At 59.9% G+C, this 17,209-nt stretch carries 14 protein-coding genes; 7 read left to right on the forward strand and 7 right to left on the reverse strand.

The window, feature by feature from the left end; genetic code table 11:
• Positions 1–184: 184 nt before the first annotated feature.
• Positions 185–850 (reverse strand): suppressor of fused domain protein, encoded by a 666-nt coding sequence (locus LXM55_RS23425; protein ID WP_233322543.1) that lies wholly within the window; start codon positions 848–850, stop codon positions 185–187.
• Positions 851–901: 51 nt separating this feature from the next.
• Entirely contained in the window at positions 902–1,651 is a 750-nt protein-coding gene (locus tag LXM55_RS23430; protein ID WP_233322544.1) for an SIR2 family NAD-dependent protein deacylase, read from the reverse strand.
• Between the two features lie 182 nt (positions 1,652–1,833).
• Between LXM55_RS23430 and LXM55_RS23435 the strand changes: the two genes are divergently transcribed.
• Positions 1,834–2,238, forward strand: a complete 405-nt coding sequence (locus tag LXM55_RS23435; protein ID WP_233322545.1) for a response regulator — start codon at positions 1,834–1,836, stop codon at positions 2,236–2,238.
• 33 nt (positions 2,239–2,271) lie between these two features.
• Here LXM55_RS23435 and LXM55_RS23440 read toward each other — a convergent pair whose 3' ends face one another.
• Positions 2,272–3,141 (reverse strand): isocitrate lyase/PEP mutase family protein, encoded by an 870-nt coding sequence (locus LXM55_RS23440; protein WP_233322546.1) that lies wholly within the window; start codon positions 3,139–3,141, stop codon positions 2,272–2,274.
• Positions 3,142–3,578: 437 nt separating this feature from the next.
• Between LXM55_RS23440 and LXM55_RS23445 the strand changes: the two genes are divergently transcribed.
• Positions 3,579–4,706: a saccharopine dehydrogenase family protein gene (locus LXM55_RS23445; protein ID WP_233322547.1), complete on the forward strand. Its 1,128-nt coding sequence runs from the start codon at positions 3,579–3,581 to the stop codon at positions 4,704–4,706.
• A 7-nt stretch (positions 4,707–4,713) separates the two neighbouring features.
• Here the strand turns inward: LXM55_RS23445 and LXM55_RS23450 are convergent, their stop codons facing one another.
• From LXM55_RS23450 to LXM55_RS23465, 4 genes are all read right to left on the reverse strand, one after another.
• Complete coding sequence (locus tag LXM55_RS23450; protein ID WP_233322548.1) at positions 4,714–6,039, reverse strand: hypothetical protein; 1,326 nt, start codon at positions 6,037–6,039, stop codon at positions 4,714–4,716.
• Between the two features lie 115 nt (positions 6,040–6,154).
• Entirely contained in the window at positions 6,155–7,102 is a 948-nt protein-coding gene (locus tag LXM55_RS23455; RefSeq protein ID WP_233322549.1) for a sensor domain-containing diguanylate cyclase, read from the reverse strand.
• Positions 7,103–7,105: 3 nt separating this feature from the next.
• Complete coding sequence (locus LXM55_RS23460; protein WP_233322550.1) at positions 7,106–8,095, reverse strand: response regulator; 990 nt, start codon at positions 8,093–8,095, stop codon at positions 7,106–7,108.
• Between the two features lie 624 nt (positions 8,096–8,719).
• Positions 8,720–9,358 (reverse strand): TetR/AcrR family transcriptional regulator, encoded by a 639-nt coding sequence (locus tag LXM55_RS23465; protein WP_233322551.1) that lies wholly within the window; start codon positions 9,356–9,358, stop codon positions 8,720–8,722.
• A gap of 153 nt (positions 9,359–9,511) precedes the next feature.
• On the opposite strand from LXM55_RS23465, the gene LXM55_RS23470 reads away from it, so the two are divergent.
• From LXM55_RS23470 to LXM55_RS23490, 5 genes are all read left to right on the forward strand, one after another.
• Complete coding sequence (locus tag LXM55_RS23470; protein WP_233322552.1) at positions 9,512–10,648, forward strand: efflux RND transporter periplasmic adaptor subunit; 1,137 nt, start codon at positions 9,512–9,514, stop codon at positions 10,646–10,648.
• Positions 10,645–13,722 (forward strand): efflux RND transporter permease subunit, encoded by a 3,078-nt coding sequence (locus LXM55_RS23475; RefSeq protein WP_233322553.1) that lies wholly within the window; start codon positions 10,645–10,647, stop codon positions 13,720–13,722. The genes LXM55_RS23470 and LXM55_RS23475 overlap by 4 nt, the downstream gene beginning before the upstream one ends.
• An 88-nt stretch (positions 13,723–13,810) precedes the next feature.
• Positions 13,811–14,812: an isocyanide synthase family protein gene (locus LXM55_RS23480; RefSeq protein WP_233322554.1), complete on the forward strand. Its 1,002-nt coding sequence runs from the start codon at positions 13,811–13,813 to the stop codon at positions 14,810–14,812.
• A 133-nt stretch (positions 14,813–14,945) separates the two neighbouring features.
• Positions 14,946–15,380 carry a protein tyrosine phosphatase family protein gene (locus LXM55_RS23485; protein WP_233322555.1) on the forward strand — a complete coding sequence of 145 codons (435 nt, stop codon included), beginning with the start codon at positions 14,946–14,948 and terminating at the stop codon, positions 15,378–15,380.
• Between the two features lie 11 nt (positions 15,381–15,391).
• Positions 15,392–17,137, forward strand: a complete 1,746-nt coding sequence (locus LXM55_RS23490; protein ID WP_233322556.1) for an isocyanide synthase family protein — start codon at positions 15,392–15,394, stop codon at positions 17,135–17,137.
• Positions 17,138–17,209: the final 72 nt, after the last annotated feature.

A 17,209-nucleotide genomic window follows, 5' to 3' on the forward strand; every position in this document is an offset into this window, starting at 1 on the left:
GGCCAGTGGCGAAAAATAGCGGGGCAGTGAACAGAGCCACCGATACGGGGCTTGGTTTCCAGCGGCGGGGCAAGAAAGCAAACGTCGTTGCGAATCTATTCGCTGCTTGAATCTACCTCATGCTGGCCCGCCGTGGCGGGAAAAATGACGATCCGCCGCGGCGGTGCCGATTTTTCATCGCGCCTCAGCAGACGCTGGCCCGTGCCGGGTCCATCACCGGCGAGGCTCCGGCTTGGGCCAGGCGTTGCTGCAGGGCCGGATACCCCGCGCTCTGGCCCCAGGCGTGTTCGTCCAGGGTCAGGCCGACGATCTGCAGGAATTCGAAGCGTCCGCTGAGCAGCTGATGAGGCCCGGCAAAGGCCGGCGCGGGGATGAACAGCAATGCCTGCAGCAGGCTGTCGCTGCCGTCGATGAGTGGCCCGGTACGCATGCGGTCCCATTCGCCCAGCGGTTGCTGTTCGCCGAAACGGCCGGCGGCCAGCAGCAATTGATAGGCGCAGAATTTACGCAGCAGGCGCAGGGCCCAGGGCGCCTGCTCGCGGGTTTCCAGCAGCAGTTCCTGGCCCATGCCGGACTCGCCGTCGGCTTCGGGCTGCGTATCTTCCCAGGCATTGGACAGCCCTGAAGTGACGTACAGCCAACTGCTGCGCGTGGCAGTGGGAGGTGATTCGAAGACCCCGTGGCTGAGCCAGCGCGGGTCGACCGCGGTCTGGCCGAAGACCTTGCTGAACAGCGCCATGTCCAGCGGGTAGATACCCGGGCCCAGGTCGCCGAACAGCGCCGGGTAGAGTTGTTCTTCACGTTGTGCCCAGGCGGCTTCGAACCATGAAGAGTCGGGGGATTGCGGCATGTGAAAGCGTCCTTGAACAGAAGCGACGGCTCGGCTTGAGCCGCCAGGAAGTCAGGCAAAGGCCTCGCGCAGAAGTTCCGGCAGGCAGTGCCCGGCCTTGCCCACCAGGTTGTATTCCCCGGGCGCCGTACAGGCCTGGGGTTGCGGGTTGATATGCACCACGCAGGCGCCTTGCTGCAGCGCCAGGTGGGGGATCTGCGCCGCCGGCTGCACCAGCCCGGAAGTGCCCACCGACAGCAGCAGGTCGCATGCTTCGGCAGCCCTGAAGGCGGCCTTGAGGACCGTTTGCGGCAAGGGTTCGCCGAACCACACCACGCCGGGGCGGATCTTGCCGTTGCAGCCGGTGCAGCGTGGCGGCTCCAGGCTGGCGCCGTATTCCGGCAGGTCGGGGAAGGGCAGCTGGCCCTTGAACGGGCGGTTGCAGGCAAAGCATTTCGGCGTGTGCAGGCTGCCGTGCAGGTGCAGCACCGAAGAGCTGCCGGCGCGCTCGTGCAGGTCGTCGACGTTCTGCGTGATCAGGGTCAGGCGCGGCACGCGTCGCGCCAGTTCGGCCAGCGCCCGATGGGCGGGATTGGGCTGGGCCTGAAGCACTTTCTGGCGCCGCCATTCATACCAGCCCCAGACCAGCGCCGGGTCTTCGCGAAAGGCTTGCACGGTGGCCAGGCGCGCCGGGTCGAAGTGTTCCCACAGGCCGGTCAGGGCATCGCGAAAGGTCGGGATGCCACTTTCCGCCGAGACCCCGGCACCGCTGAATACCACCACATGCCGGGCCTGGGCCAGGCGCTTGGGATCGAACTGCATGGTTGAAGAGGTTCCTGCCGTGGGTGAAAGAACGAAGCGGCCGTTTCCGCGTTCGGATCGTACCGGTACTAAAAAAGCGCCGGCCTTGCAGCGTAAATGAATTTATCCTCACGCCGCCGCTCATAACTCGTGTCAGCGCTCATGTCTGTAGCCGCCTCAATCCGTCACGGAGTGTCACCCTCATGAACCCAGCCCCGCCCGTCAACCCCGGCGTCCACTCCTGTTTGATCCTGGTGGTGGAGGATGAGCCGACGGTGCTGGAGTTCCTCTGCGAGATTCTGCAGGACGAAGGGTTTGCCACCCAGGCCATGGAGAGTGCCGATCGGGCCTGGGACTTCCTGCAGGAGCATGCCGCGGACGTGGCCCTGCTGCTGACCGATATCAGCATGCCTGGCACGCTCAATGGCGCCAGCCTGAGCAACCTGTGCGGTGCGCGCTGGCCGTCGTTGCCGATCGTGGTCATGTCGGGTTTCGAGACCCCCGAGAGTTCCGGGGTGCGTTGTCCAGTGGCCTTCATCCGCAAGCCCTGGACCATCGGGCAGATCCTCGATTGCGTGGAAGGTGCGCTGAAATCGGCCCAGGGTTGAGGCGTTGCGCCTCACCCCGGCCAATCGCCGGTGTTACTCCTTGACGCTCATGAACTCCTTGGCCCAGACGATGTAGTCCTCGGGCTGGGTGTAGGTATGAGCCAGCTCGGTGGCGCTCAGGTCCGAAGCCTGGGTGAAGATCTGCCGCTGCTCGCGCAGGCAGTCGTAGGTGGCCTTGATCGCGGCGAAGTAGGCGGCATGCCCGTCCACCGCAATCTTCACCCCCAGTTCGGCCAGGCGTGCGTCGTCGCGTAGCGCCGGGTTGCCGTAGGTCACCAGCATCAGCGGCACCGTCAGGTGCTCGGAGATCTGTTCCAGCTGTTGGAAATCGCGGATGCCGACCATGCAGATGGCATCGGCGCCGGCACGTTCGTATTGCTGGGTGCGGCTGATGATTTCCTGCACCGGGAGGATCCCGGCATTGGTCCGGGCGATGATCGCCAGCTCCGGGTCGACCCGGGCTTCGAGGGCGGCGCGGATCTTGCCGACGCCTTCGGCGACCGAAATCAGGTCGGTGGATTTACGCCCGAACTGCGCCGGCAGCAGGGTGTCTTCGATGGTCAGCGCGGCAATGCCGGCGCGTTCCAGTTCAACCACGGTGCGCATCACGTTCAGCGCGTTGCCATAGCCATGGTCGGCGTCGGCGATCACCGGCAATTGGGCCACGCGGCCGATGCGGGTGGCCTGTTCGGCGAATTCACTGAGGGTGATCAGGGCGAAGTCGGGGGCCGCCAGCACTTGCAGCGAGGCCACGGAGCCACCGAGGATGCCCACTTCGAAACCCAGGTCGGCGGCGATACGGGCAGACATCGGGTCGAACACGGAAGCGGTGTGGTAGCAGGAGTTGGAAGCGATCAGTTCACGGAAACCGCGGCGCAAATCTTGATGGGAAAGCCTGGACATAACAGCTCCGAGATAGGATCGAGAGATCGACCTTGAGGTCGAGTCAAATTTTGCAATCAGTTCCCTTGGCGAGCCGGGGAAAGAGCGGCTCGCAGCGAAACGTTAGTTGGGCAGATGAAGATGAAACAAGGTGGGTAGCAAGGCGTCTTTATCCCGCTCGGTTGCGCGAACCGGCAGGTTTGTTATGCGAGGCCGACATAGCAGGACGAGGCTATCACGCTGCAAGGCCGTAGTTGATGAGGAATTTGCATAGCATTATGCCGGACCGGCATTGGCATTTTTTTTCTAACTGAATATTACGGATGCCTGCCGAGGGGGCTTCAGGCGCGGATTGGCGTTGTTCGGGTACTTGTCGAGCGCTGGCAAATCAACCAAGCTGCCGCGCCTCGAATGGCAGCTTGGCAGCTGCGCAATGGCTTGGTTCAAGGATGCAGGTAATGACGCTCAGGGTGTTGGTGGTCGGTGGTTATGGCAATTTCGGCAGCATCGTCTGTCGCTATCTGATCCGTACGCCCGGGGTGCATCTGCTGATTTCCGGGCGTGACCCGCGCAAGCTCGCGGCCAAGGTTCAGGCGCTGCAAACCGAGGGTGGGCAGCCCTGTGAAGGCTGGTGCGGCGATGCCATGGGCCCGCAGTGGGCGCCGGCGCTCAAGGCCCTGGACGTGCATTGGGTGATCCACACCGGAGGGCCGTTCCAGGGCCAGTCCTACGCGGTGGCCCAGGGCTGCATCGAGGCCGGGGTCAACTACTGCGACCTGGCCGACTGCCGCCAGTTCGTGCGCGGCATTGGCACGCTGGATGAGGCGGCCCGGGCCGCCGGGGTGACGGTGCTCAGCGGTTGCAGCTCGGTGCCGACCCTGTCGGCGGCGATCATCGATGAGCAGCGTGGGCATTTTTCCCGCATCGAGCGCATCGAGCACGGTATTTCCTCCTCGGCGAAGATGCCCGGCCTGTCCACCATCCAGGGCGTGCTGGCCTATGCCGGCCGGCCGATCCTGCAGCTCAAGGATGGCCGGCCACAGCCGGTGATCGGCTGGCAGGGCCTGACCCTGCGCAGGCTGCCCAGGCTGGGCACGCGGCTGGTGGCCAATGTCGATGTGCCGGACCTGGACCTGTTCGCCGAGCGCTACGGCGCCCACACCCTGAGCTTCAAGGCCGGCGCCGGGCTGAAGATCGCCGGGCTGGCCAACGCCTTGCTGGCTCAGGCCGTGAAGCTCGGCCTGGTGCGCGACCCGGCGCCCTGGGCGGCGCGCCTGCATCGCTGCGGCACCTGGTTCGAAGGTTTTGGCGACGGCCTCAGCGCCCTGTATGTCGACGTCCATGGCCTGGGGCAGGATGGCCAGCCCCTGACGATGAACGCCCAGCTGACCGCGACCCACGACCACGGCCCGGAGATCCCCAGCTGCGCGGCGGTGGCGGTGGTGCACAAGCTGCTGGCCGGCCATGTACCGGCACCGGGCGCCCGGTCCAGTGCCGGTGAGGTCAGCGTGGAGGAGTACCTGCGGGCAATCGACGACGCGGATCACCTGCAGATGCAGGTGAGTTTCTCGCGTCCGCCGGTTTAACGCCGCCTTACCACAGCAGGGGCTTGGCGAAGTCCTTCCAGAACAGCCAGCGCCGCAGTTCATGGTGTTCGCCAGTGCCGATCTGCCAGTCCGGGCGCCCGCCCTCCAGGGCGATCTTGACGATGATTCCGGCATAGGTCGCGGCCACCAGGGTCTTGCCATCGGGGCTGATGTCCATGGCGGTGAGGGTCGAGCCGATGTAGTGCTGCCAGCGCTGCTCGCCGGTTTCACTGAAGGCCCGCAGGTAGCCGTAGGCGTCGCCGATGATGAACTCGTCGCCCCGTGAAGCCGCGGCATACACCCGGGCGCCTTCCTCCAGCACCGGGGTGCGCGGGTCGTCGCTGTAGAAGTCGGTGCTCAGCCCCGGCAGGTCGGCCACCGCCACCCCCAGGCTGGCGCCGCCATAGAAGTGGCAGGCATTGAGCAGCAGGCGGTCGCCGCGTGAGTTGAAGTGCGCGAAGTGCGGGTACTCGCTGGCGGGGCCGATCTGCGCTACCCGTTGCAACTGGGCATCGAACACCAGGTGCATGCCGCTTTGTTCGCCCACGGCGATCCATTGGCCGTCGGGCGACACCGCGCCATGTTCCATGCTCAGGCCAATGCTCAGGTCCTCGGTGGCGACGCCTTCGGCCAGGTCCTGCTGGATGTCCTCAAGGCTGCGCAGCAGGCGGGTGGCGCCCTCGGCAGCCAGGACGAAGATGCCGTCGGCGCTCACCAGCAGCACCCGGCGCCCGTCAGGGAAGGGAATCAGGCTGGTGGGAGCGGGGCGTCCGGTGTCTTCAAGCTCCACGCCCGCGGGCAGGTTCGCGTGGGGATCGGGCCAGGGGAAGCTCGCCACCTGCGGGCCGTTCCAGCCATCGGTGAGCTGGATGCCGTCAGCCCGGCCCCAGGCGAAATAACGCCGCTGCGGGCACACGCCGAAGCATTCCACCTGCTCCAGGGTCTCGATCCGTGCATCGTCGATACGCACCACAAAGCCGGCCTCGTAGGGCGCACCGATGCGGGCCAGCAGGCTGCCGTCCGGCAACAGGGCGAGGGTCGGGATCATCCGCCCCTGGCTTTCCAGGCGCGGCGACAGCGGGAAGTGTGCCGGTGGCCAGTCCTGGCGAAAGGCTTGGCGCGTGGCTTCGTCATGGGGCCCCTGATTGCTCGCCTCCAGGGCTGTTTGCCAGTCCGCCAGCAGGTGCTCGGTGTCGGGCACGCGCGGCTCGTGCAAGCCCTTGAAGCCCTCTCGCATTCCGGTGTCGATATAACGATTGATGCGTTTGGCGTACATCAGCACGGCTTTCTGCCATTGCTGTTGCGGGGACAGGCTGGAATTGGGTACGGACATGCGCTCAGGACTCCTTGTGGCGCTGGAAAAGGTGCAGCAGACCGGGGATGGACCGGAAAGGCGCGCAGTTTATCCCTTGGGGACGGCTTTTTTTCAAGCGCCCCGGAGCCGCTGTTCAAGGCGCGTAGGTGCTGACTCTATTGCGCCCGGCGTGCTTGGAGGCGTACAGCGCCTGGTCCGCCCATTCGATCAGGCAGCGGTGATCGCGGGCCGGGCGGTCGAGGCAGGCGATGCCCAGGCTGATGGTGAAGGCAATGATCTGGCCATTGTGGATCACCTGCTGTTCCTGCACCGACTGGCGCAGGCGTTCGGCCAGGGTGCGGGCCCCGGCGAGGTCAGTGTGGGGCAACAGAATGGCGAACTCCTCGCCGCCATAACGGCCGGCCACATCGCTCTCGCGCACATGGTCGTGGATCAGCTCCGAGAGGCGCTTGATCACCGCATCGCCGGCCTGGTGCCCGTAACGGTCGTTGATCGACTTGAAGTGATCGATGTCCAGCATCAGCAGGGCGATGGCGTTGCCGTGGCGGCTGTATTCGAATTGCAGGCGCTGTTCCCAGTGGCCACGGTTGTAGAGCTGGGTCAGGTGGTCGGTGCGCGACAGGTGCTGCAACTGCTGGTTGGCCTTCTGCAGCGCCAGGCTGTTGATCGCCACGTCCGTGAGGTCGTAGATCACCAGGCAGACGTGGTGGATCTCGCTGTTGGACGAGCGCAGCGGCAGCAGCGTGGTGTTCTGGTACATGAACTGGCCCTGGCCGGTGATCGGCTGGTAGTTGTCGAAGTGCACCAGGTACGGCCGCTGCTTCCAGATGGTGAAGGCCGGTGTGCCCAGGGCCACCACGCGCCCGACCTTGCGGGTGAACCAGGGCCGTTCGACTTCGGGGAATAGCTCGAAGAACGACTGGTCGATGGCCTGCTTGGAAGGCACGCCGGAGCGGTTCTCCATGAAGCTGTTCCACACCTGGACCCGGCATTCGAGGTCGAGCACCACGATGCCCACATCGATGCTCTGGACCACCGCCAGCAACCAGTGCAGCTCACTGAAATCCATTCGTTTGGGCATGCTTCAACTCATCAGGTAGGCGAGTTTCTGTTCCAGCAAGGCCATGGAACCCTCGGTGAACAACAGCAACAGGTCGAAGTGAATGTTCTGTTCTTCCAGGCTGTAGCTGATCTCCACCGCCTGGGTCTTTTGCCAGCGCTGCTGGTTGAGCACGATCAACTCGTCGATGGTGGTGTGCTCGCCCAGCACCTGAGGATGGCCCACGGAGAAAAACACATCCAGCTGGTCGGCGATACTGCTCAGGCAGGCGCCGATCAACACGCTGGAGAGGTCGATCAGCACTTCCATTTCCTGGTAGGGATCGGTGCCTTGCTCCATCAATTGGGCGATGTCGGCCACCTCGGAGTCGTAGAACATCAGCAAGGCTTCGCCGGCGATGCCGCTGCCGATGTAGCTTTGGCAGATCGCGGTCAGTTGCCGGGCGCGGTTGGCATCGGCCAGGAGCATCTGCAACTCGCCGGCTTCGAGCACGTTGACGTGAGGGATCGGCAAGTGCACGAACACATCCAGGACCTTGGCGATCAGCGCCGCGGCGTAGCCCATGGACACGTTGACGGTTTCCCGGAAGGCGTCGTTGAAGGTCACCAGCGGCGGTGGCGAGGGGGCTGCCGGTTGTTTGGGGGCAGGGCTGTCCAGCAGTTGCAGCTCGTTGAGCAGGGCGCGCAATTGCTGCGGGTCGAAGGGCTTCTTGAGGAAGGCCCGGGCGCCCAGCTCGCGGGTGCGGCGCACGGCTTCTTCCTGGACGTCGCCGGAGATGACGATGATCTGCGCCTCGATGCCTTCCTCCTGCACCGCGCTCAAGACCTGGTAGCCGTCCATCACCGGCATGGTCAAGTCCAGCAGCGCCACCTTGCCCAGCCCCCGGCGCAAGGCTTCCAGGCCTTCGCGTCCGTTGCATGCCTGGGTCACGGACACCTGCCACTCACTGGGCAAGGTCCGCAGCACCTGCTTTCTGGCCATGCTCGAGTCATCGCAGACGAGGAGAGGGATCATCGGAATCGGACGCTCATTCGAAAAAATCCGCCATGGGATAGTGTTCGGGAGTGGGGCGAGTTGCCGCTTGATAGTTGTGTTGTATCGGGCTGTCCGTGCCGCGCCGCACTATAGTTCGGAGGGCAATAGAAGAACAAGATGCGGATAATTGAGATTGTGTTCCAGATCATTGTCTGGTGGGATTTTCCAGATAATCCGCGTGGCGGATTGTTTGATCTTTGGGGGGCATATGCCGTGCAAGCAATGGCTGTCGGTATTTCAGGGGGGGGTGTAGTGCCTATTTTCTGACGCTTAGAAAATGACGCATGAACATTCTGAGTGTTGTTGAAAGTTATCTTTCGGACGGGCTTTTATTAACTAACTCCAGTTTTCAGGCTCATTCTTTTCAGGCTTGAAGTTGCAGTTTTCGGTGTGCTCCTCACTGTTCGCCGCAAATAGCATCTTGTTATTCAGCGTGCTAATAAAACCCTCATGAATGATGGGGCGGGGTAGGGCTGCATGGCGAGATCTGCCGCTGTTTTTCGGCTCTCGCAATTGATGCGTCGCCCCATGTTCCCGGCGGCTGAAATAAGGTGTTCCAAGGCGCGGAGGCAACTTGACGGAGCTAGAGGGAAGAGTTTTCGATCAGGAATTCCGAGTGGCATGGAACAGCATCTGGGCAATGGGCCCGGCCAGCTCTTCGACGGCCTGGCGCTCCTGGCCGGCACGTGCACGAATGCCGATGCTATGGGCGGTCGAGGTCAGGAGAAACCCCAGGACGCCGACTTCGGTGTTGGCAGGCAGCTCGCCCGCTTCGACGGCATCCTGCAGCCGGGTCAGCAGTTGTTCATCCATGTCGTGCAGTACGTCGTCCAGGAGCTGGCGAATCTGCGGGTCCACCAGGGCCTCCGCGGTGGCTGTGGAGACCACGGCGCAGCCGCTGATGCCGGTGTCGGGGTGCTCTGCTTCAAGTTCGATGGCCGCCTTCAGGTAACGCTCGATGACGTCAGCGAACGAGTTATCGCCGGCGTGGGCTTCGAGGGCTCGGCCAAAATGCCTTTGGGCATGGTCTCGAAAGCGCTGCATGGCCTTGATGTAGATGGTTCTTTTATCCCCCAGACCCGCGTACAGGCTCGGCCGGTTCATGCCGGTGGCGGTGGCGAGGTCATCCAGCGAGGTTCCAGAAAAACCGCCCTTCCAGAAGGCTTGCAGGGCTCGTTCCAGAGCCAGCTCGGGATCATAGGCGCGAGGACGGCCACGAGGTTTGCTTATGGGGTCGGTCATAGTGTTCCTGCTCTGGGTTCAGATAATTCTGCATTGACGAATATTATTCGGACTGGTACAAAATTCAACTTTTGTGCGGGTCAGTACAAAATAAGAATGGGCCCTTTTCCGCTGGGCTAGTCAGCGCATCCGTCCACGGGCGAGTTAGCAAGCATGAAAACAAAAAATGTGTTCGGCTCCTTTTCCATGGCCGCTCCTGGCTGTGTCCGCAAGGGGCTCATGGTGGTCTTGGCTGTGGTGTCGTCGGCAATCACTTCCGGCTGCGGTGAAGCCCCGGCAGCGGTTGACCATCCATTGGCCGTGCGGGTGACCCAGGTACGCCTGGAGCACGATGCAATGTCCGGCTTGGTGCTCTCCGGCACTGTGGTTCCGCGGGTAGAAAGCCAGATGGCGTTTCGCGTTTCCGGGCGTATCGTCGAACGCCCGGTGGATGTGGGGGCGCAGGTCAAGGCCGGGGCGATGCTGGTGCGTCTGGATGAGGTGCCGTTCCGTCTGGCCGTGGACGAAGCCGAGGCGTTGCTGGCTCAGGAGCAAGGAACCCTTGGGCGAGTCGAGCGTGACGTCCAGCGCCATCGCACCCTGGTCGAGAGCGGGGCGATCGCCAGGGCCGACTTCGATGCCTTGGAAACGCTCCAGAGCACCGCGCGGGCAGGTGTTCAGGCCGCCCGCAGCCGCTTGCAGCAGGCTCGCAACAATCTCATCTACAGCACTTTGTCGGCACCCGTGGAGGTGACGGTGGCCGCAGTGCATGCCGAAGTGGGGCAAGTGGTGCAATCAGGCATGCCGATCATGCAGGTGGCGTTTTCCGGGCGCCGGGAGGTGCAAATGGATGTGCCTGAAGTGCAGGTCGCAGCCATTGCCGTGGGGCAGTCGGTGAGTGTTTCCTTGTTGAGTTCTGCGTCCGAGGTACTTGAAGGCAAAGTGCGTGAAATTGCTCCTATGGCCGATCCGGCCACCCGGACTTTTCGGGTGCGCGTGACACTCGACTCCTTGCCTGCCTCGGCCCGATTGGGCATGACCGCCGCCGTGCAGATCAACTCACCGATTTCCCAGCCACATATTCGTTTGCCCCTGACAGCACTGTTTCAGAAAGACCGCCAGCCCGCTGTGTGGGTGTTGGCGCCGGGTAGCGAGCATGTGCGGCTGCGGTCGGTGAAAGTTGGGGCGCTCGCCACTGATACCTTTAGTGTGATTGATGGGCTGGTTCCCGGTGAGGAAGTGGTCACGGCTGGGGTGCATCGCCTTGATGAACAGCAGAAAGTTCAAGCCTGGGGCGGGAGATTGCCATGAACCGGTTCAATCTGTCGGCCTGGGGGCTGCGTCACGGTTCGCTGGTGGTCTTCACCATGATTCTGTCGCTGTTGATGGGGGTGGTGGCTTATTTCCAGTTGGGGCGCGCTGAAGATCCCAGCCTGACGATCAAGGTCATGACCATCGATGTTGCCTGGCCGGGCGCGACGACCCTGGACCTGGAACGGCAGGTGGTCGAAAGGATCCAGCGGACGCTGCAGGAGGTCCCGAACTACGACTACACCACCAGCTACGTACGGCCTGGGCAGGCGACCCTGTTCCTGGTGCTCAAGGACTGGACGCGTAAGGCGCAGATCCGTGAAAGCTGGTATCAGGCGCGCAAGCGCGTGAAGGACATGCAGCACACCTTGCCCGCAGGCGTGCAAGGGCCTTTTTTCAACGATGACTTTGGCGACACCTTCGGTTCTATCTATGCTTTTCATGCCGATGGCTTCGACGACGGGCAAATGAAGCAGGTGCTGCTGGCGGCCCGCGAGCGCCTGCTGCAAGTGCCTGACATCTCCAAAGTGCAACTGCTGGGAGTCCAGGAGCAGCGTTTCTATATCGAGTTCAGCCATGTGCAATTGGCTCAACTGGGCATTGCTCCCCAGCAGTTGTTCGCCAGCCTGCAGCAGCAGAACGTGGTGGAACCTTCCGGTGTGATTGAAGGGCCACGGGCTCGTATCTACCTGCGGGTGGAGGGTGCTGCACGCGGGGTTGAGGATATCGAGAACGTGGCGGTTAACGTCGGAGCACGAGTTTTTCGCCTGGGCGATGTGAGCAAGGTTTCACGAGGCTTTACCGACCCGCCGACGATGTCCATGCGCCGTGACGCACAGCGTGTTACGGGGTTGGCGGTGTCCATGGTGGATAACGGTGACATTCTTCAACTGGGCCAACGTCTGGATCAAAGCATCGCCGAGATCCAGCGCTCCCTGCCGGCCGGGATCATGATCGAGAAAATTGTCGACCAGCCGACTCTGGTTCGGCACTCGGTTAATGAGTTCCTCGGGCATTTTCTCCTGGCCCTGATCATCGTGCTGGGCGTCAGCCTGCTCATGCTGGGCTTGCGCACAGGCCTGGTGGTGGCGTTGTCAGTGCCTCTGGTACTGGGCATCACGTTCTTCATCATGTGGTGTCTGGGTATCAACCTGCAGCGCATCTCCCTGGGCGCGCTGATCATCGCCCTGGGACTGTTGGTGGATGACGCGATCATCGCGGTGGAAATGATGCAGGTGAAAATGGAACAGGGCTGGGATCGTATCCGCTCCGCCTCGTTTGCCTGGACCTCCACCGCGTTCCCGATGCTGACGGGCACCCTGATTACTGCAGCCGGCTTCGTGCCGGTCGGTTTCGCGCAGTCGTCCACCAGTGAATTCACGGGTTCGATATTCTGGGTAGTGGGTATCTCGCTTCTGGTTTCCTGGTGGGTGGCGGTCCTGTTCACCCCATTCCTGGGGGCCAAGCTGCTACCCGATGTCGAGCGTCATCCTGCCGACCCGCCGAGAGGGGGGACGCAGCATCGTTTTCAGCATTGGTTCAGCGGCAGGATTACTTGGTGTGTCAACCATCGAAAGCGAGTCATCGCCGCGACTATTGTTACCTTCGTCATCTCCCTCGTGGCATTTCAATGGGTGCCTCAGCAGTTCTTCCCTGACTCTCCGCGGGAGGAAATTCTCATCGATGTGCATTTGGAAGAGGGCGCTAGCTATGCCGCGACACTGGCTAAGACCGAGGAGGTAGAGCAACTCCTGTTGCACGATGAAAGGGTAAGGAACGTGACCGCCTACGTGGGTAGCGGCTCACCGCGCTTCTATCTGGCGCTTGATCCGGAAACGCCCAAGCTCAACTACGCGCAACTGATTGTCTATCCGCATGAGATCAAGCAGGCCAGTGTCCTGGCTGCCGATTTAAGAGCACGCTTGGACAGTGAGTTTTCGGACATCCGCACCCGGGTCTACCGTCTGGAACTGGGGCCGACGGTAGGCTATCCCGTGCAGTTCCGAGTACGTGGGGCCGACCCCGATACCGTGCGCAGCATAGCCGGTGAGGTGCGTGACCTTATGCGCGGGCATCCTCAGCTGCGTGACGTCAATCTGCAGTGGAACGAACTCACCAAGTCCCTGCGTTTTGTCATCGACCAGGATCGCGCTCGAGCCTTGGGGCTGAACACTCAGGATATTTCCCGAACGCTGCAGACGCTGGTCAGTGGCGCTACGGTTTCCCAGGTACGTGAAGGGACCGAGTCGATCGATGTCGTGGTGCGTGCCACCGAACAGGAGCGCTTGAACGCATTGCAGATCGGCGATTTGACCCTGCGTACGGCCAGTGGCCGTAGTGTTCCCTTGAGTCAGGTGGCGGTGATCGAGCCGGTCCTGGAGGAGGGTGGATTGTGGACCCGTAACCGCTTGCCCGCGCTCAGCGTTCGCGCTGACGTCTTGGCGGGAGCCCAGGCTCCCGATGTCTCCCGGCAGATCGAGCCCATGCTGCAAGACATTCGTCAGCGGTTGCCAGTGGGCTACTCCATCGAAACCGGGGGGGCGATCGAAGAGAGTGCGAAGGCCGACTCTGCGATTCAGGCGGTGATGCCACTGATGCTGGTGCTTTGGGCCGTGTTCTTGATGATCCAGCTACAAAGCTTCAGTCGGATGTTCATGGTCATCCTTACAGCACCCTTGGGAATGATTGGCGTCAGCCTATCGCTATTGGTGTCCGGAATGCCTTTTGGGTTTGTTGCCACTTTGGGGGTGATCGCCCTGGCGGGGATGATCATGCGTAATTCAGTGATCCTGGTGGACCAGATAGATCGCGATATTGCTGCTGGTAGCGAGCCGCAACAGGCGATCGTGGATGCCACGGTGCGCCGTACGCGTCCGGTCGTACTCACGGCGTTAGCCGCCATCCTGGCAATGATTCCCCTGACCCTGTCGACCCTTTGGGGACCGATGGCGATCGCCATCATGGGAGGCCTGGCGGTAGCAACGGTGCTGACCCTGTTCTTCGTTCCTGCCTTGTATGCCGCCTGGTTCCGGGTTGGGACCGTTGTCAGTCCAGCTACGGCGGCAATGGTATGAGAACCGTGGCTCGGGCAGGAGGCGCAAGAGGGTGGATCTCGAATATTGAGTGAGCCTGTAATGGGTAAGTCTGTTGGAGGTGGTCGTCATGAGATTGAATGGTGCTGCTGATTCTCCAGTTGCCAGTGCGCTGGAGTCTCAGGTTGAGAGTGTTGCTCTGGAAGTAATTAAAATAATTTTCAAACGCTGTTGTTTTATCGATGATGAAGGGCGAGAGCTTGAAGTGGAGGGGAAGGACGATAAGTCTGCAGGGGAAGTCATGTATCACCTGCAACGAATCATGCATTTTGTGCGGCGAGGTATTGCCGTTGAATTGGTGCTTCCAGCTTTTCCTGGTAAATCTCCCAATAGAAACAAAACGCTGAGCAATATGCCTGATTATGCTGAGTTTCATGCGCTAGATAACTTGCATGGGCTATGTGAGGAAATAAGGCTGAAGTATTCGCCGGGAGCAAGAATCAATATTTGCTCGGATGGTTATGTCTTTTCCGATATTGTCAGAATCAGTGATGATGATGTGAAAGCCTATACCAGTGAAATCGAGGACTACTGTGCAATTCGCTATCCCACCAGCTTTGCTATGTATGATCTGCGCGATGTCTACAGAGAGTTGGGCTGTTTGAGTTCCATGCGGGAGGAGTTGCTGTTGCAGTACGGGACCTCCTTCATGACCTTGAAGCGCTTGGTGCTGGAGGATAAAGCCTATGAAAGTATGTATAAGGGAATTACTCGGTTTCTTTGTGAGGACTATTCCGGGCTGCCTGTGTTTTCCAATGCCAGCAGAACGTTAGTTCAGAAAACAGCGCGTAGTTCAGCATACCGTGTAATGCAGAGAAGCGAAGCCTGGAGTGCGTTGCTCGAAGTGAAGTTTCCTGATGCTATTCGCCTTTCAATTCACCCGCAGATCAGAGGCTCCAGGAAAATAGGCGTGAAGCTGGTGCCTAGCAGTGATTTATGGAGGACTCCTTGGCACTCCGTGGCGGTAGAGGAAAAAGGTGGAGTAAAACTGGAGCGGCGAGACAAGGTAGATGAGATAAATAATAACTTGTTGTTTAAGTGTGGCAGGCCATTTGGTTATGTAAGCGATTGATGGCTGGCGGTCGGAAGTTGAAATATTGCTTTTGAGTGAAGGGGGTGTTTTCAAGCTTTGAAAGGAATTCTAAAGCGGCGTTTCTTGGTCCATGGAGGTGGAAGTAGTGGCTGGGATAATGAATTTTCGCATATTGACTGATTTTATCTGGACGGGTGGGCAGCCCGATGAAGAACAGATCAGTAAGTTGCAAGAGCAGGGCGTGACAACAATCGTCAACATCGCACCCTATGACGAGCGCTACTCAATCGAGGATGAGCCCGGGCTGGTGAAATCGTTAGGCATGAACTATCACCACCACCCGGTTGATTTTAGTAGGCCAACATTAAACGATTATGCAGTGGTCAAGAATATCGTTAAGCAGTATCCGGATGAGCGAATTTTCATCCATTGCGCTGCCAATTATCGTGTCAGTGTGTTTCTCGCAAATTTTGCTGTGGATGAGTTGGGCTGGACTGTAAAGCGTCGAGACGATTTTATTGGTGGTGTGTGGGATTTAAACGGATTTTTCGTATGGAGCAGTTTTCATAATGAACTTGCTCGTTCAATTGAAAGGGATATCTCATGAGAAGTAAGTGTTTGCAGTTGAATGCCATTTCTGATGTTTTTGAAGGGTTTCTGATCAAGGATAGAAATGATCAGTTTGCTAGCGAGGGGCATGTCCACTTTAAGGAAAAGCTGTTGCCATATATCGAGGCAGGCGAACCCATCGAGTTTGTTTTGGCTGGTTTTCCCTGTAAATCCCCTAACTTCGTAGAGAAGTCTTTTGGCGTCATGCCTGACTACGGAGAGGTCGTCGCATTGAAGAGAATTGAGGAACTGAGCCGGAGCGTGGCAAGTGTGTATGCCCCAGGTTGTCAAATCATCCTCATCAGCGATGGTTTTACCTTTAATGACATCGTGGGCGTTCCCGATGCGGTGTGCGATGCCTACAACAAGTCGCTGCGAAGCATTGCAGGTCTGCACGCCGTTGTCTGGAAGGAGCTCAGTGATTTCTTTCCCCATGCAGACACTGCCGAAAAACTCAGGAAGGCGCTGATCAAGAACGCCAGTCTGCCTTGCAAGGGGATTGAGGATTTGAAGCGACGGGCGTTGTGCAACCTTGAGTTGAGTACTGCCCACGATAAGCTCTGCGGCTATCTCTACAATGACATGCGTCTGCATCGGCAAGATGGGCAGTCGGACGATGAATACCTGTCTGCGCTGGGTCAGAAAGCCTACGAAATGATGTACCGGGGAATGGCCCTGAATGCCCTCATCGAACAGCACTTTCCTGATGCCGTCAGGCTTTCGGTACACCAGTATTCGAATGCTGGCCCGAAGTTCACGCTGGGCTTTGTCGCTGGGGCAACCAAAGTGCTTCAACCTTGGCATTCGGTGCCGGTGCTGACACGTTCAGGTACGGTTGAACTGCTGCCCAACGCCTGTGTCGACAAGGATGCTCATGCTCTTTTGACTTCGGATGGTGCTCCCTGGTTGTACCTTGAGTTGGATAAGCCGAGTGACGGCCAGTTCACGTACAAGTTGGTCAAGAAACCCAGCTTTGGCGTGGAAATATCTTCGACGGGAAATACCGCGCCGGAAAGCCTCTCTGCAGACTTCATGCAGTCGATCGTTCGCCAGTTTGGATTTGTCTGTATCCGGGGCTCTGATTTCAAGGAGATGGAGGAGCTGACCCGCTATAGCCAGAGGTTTGGCGAAATCTACCATTGGAAGTTTGGAGCCGTGCATGTAGTGAAACCGGCGGACAAACCTGACGGGTTCGTGCACTCGCTGGAAAAAACTCCCCTTCACTGGGACTTGAGCATGCTTCCTCTGGACCATGAAAAAGTGAAGGACAACGAGTGGTTTGCTGCCTCGCTGTTTATGCTTTATTGCAAGCAACCGCCGCAACCTGGCGAGGGATGCACCACATTGGTCGACGGCCGACTCGTACTGGACATGATCGCGCCGGAGCGTAAAACGCAATGGAGCCGGATGACACTCACCTACGACACCCGGATGACCTATTTTGGCGGCGTACCCAGAACCTACCCGTTGATTTATCGGCACCCTGAAACCGGAGAGCAAATACTGCGCTATCAGGAAGGCAGTGACTCCGAACTGCAAAAATTCAGCGTTTCAGTCGATGGTGTTTCGGCCAGTGAGAGTTCTCTACTAACCCATGAGATCAATCAGTTGATCTATGACGAGCAATGCATGATCGCCCACGAATGGAAGGCCGGTGATTTGCTCATCGTTGATAACTGGCTGACCCTTCACGGGCGTAGCGCCATGTCGGCCAGCTCGAAATCCAGGGAGCTGTGGCGGGTTCAGGTCTATTGATTGACGCCGGAGCCATCGCAGCAGGCTCAGGCCTGGCAGGTTGAGGAATAACCCGATTGATACAGGGTCATG

This window comes from Pseudomonas sp. Au-Pse12 (assembly GCF_021341665.1).
In the GTDB taxonomy this organism is placed as follows: domain Bacteria; phylum Pseudomonadota; class Gammaproteobacteria; order Pseudomonadales; family Pseudomonadaceae; genus Aquipseudomonas.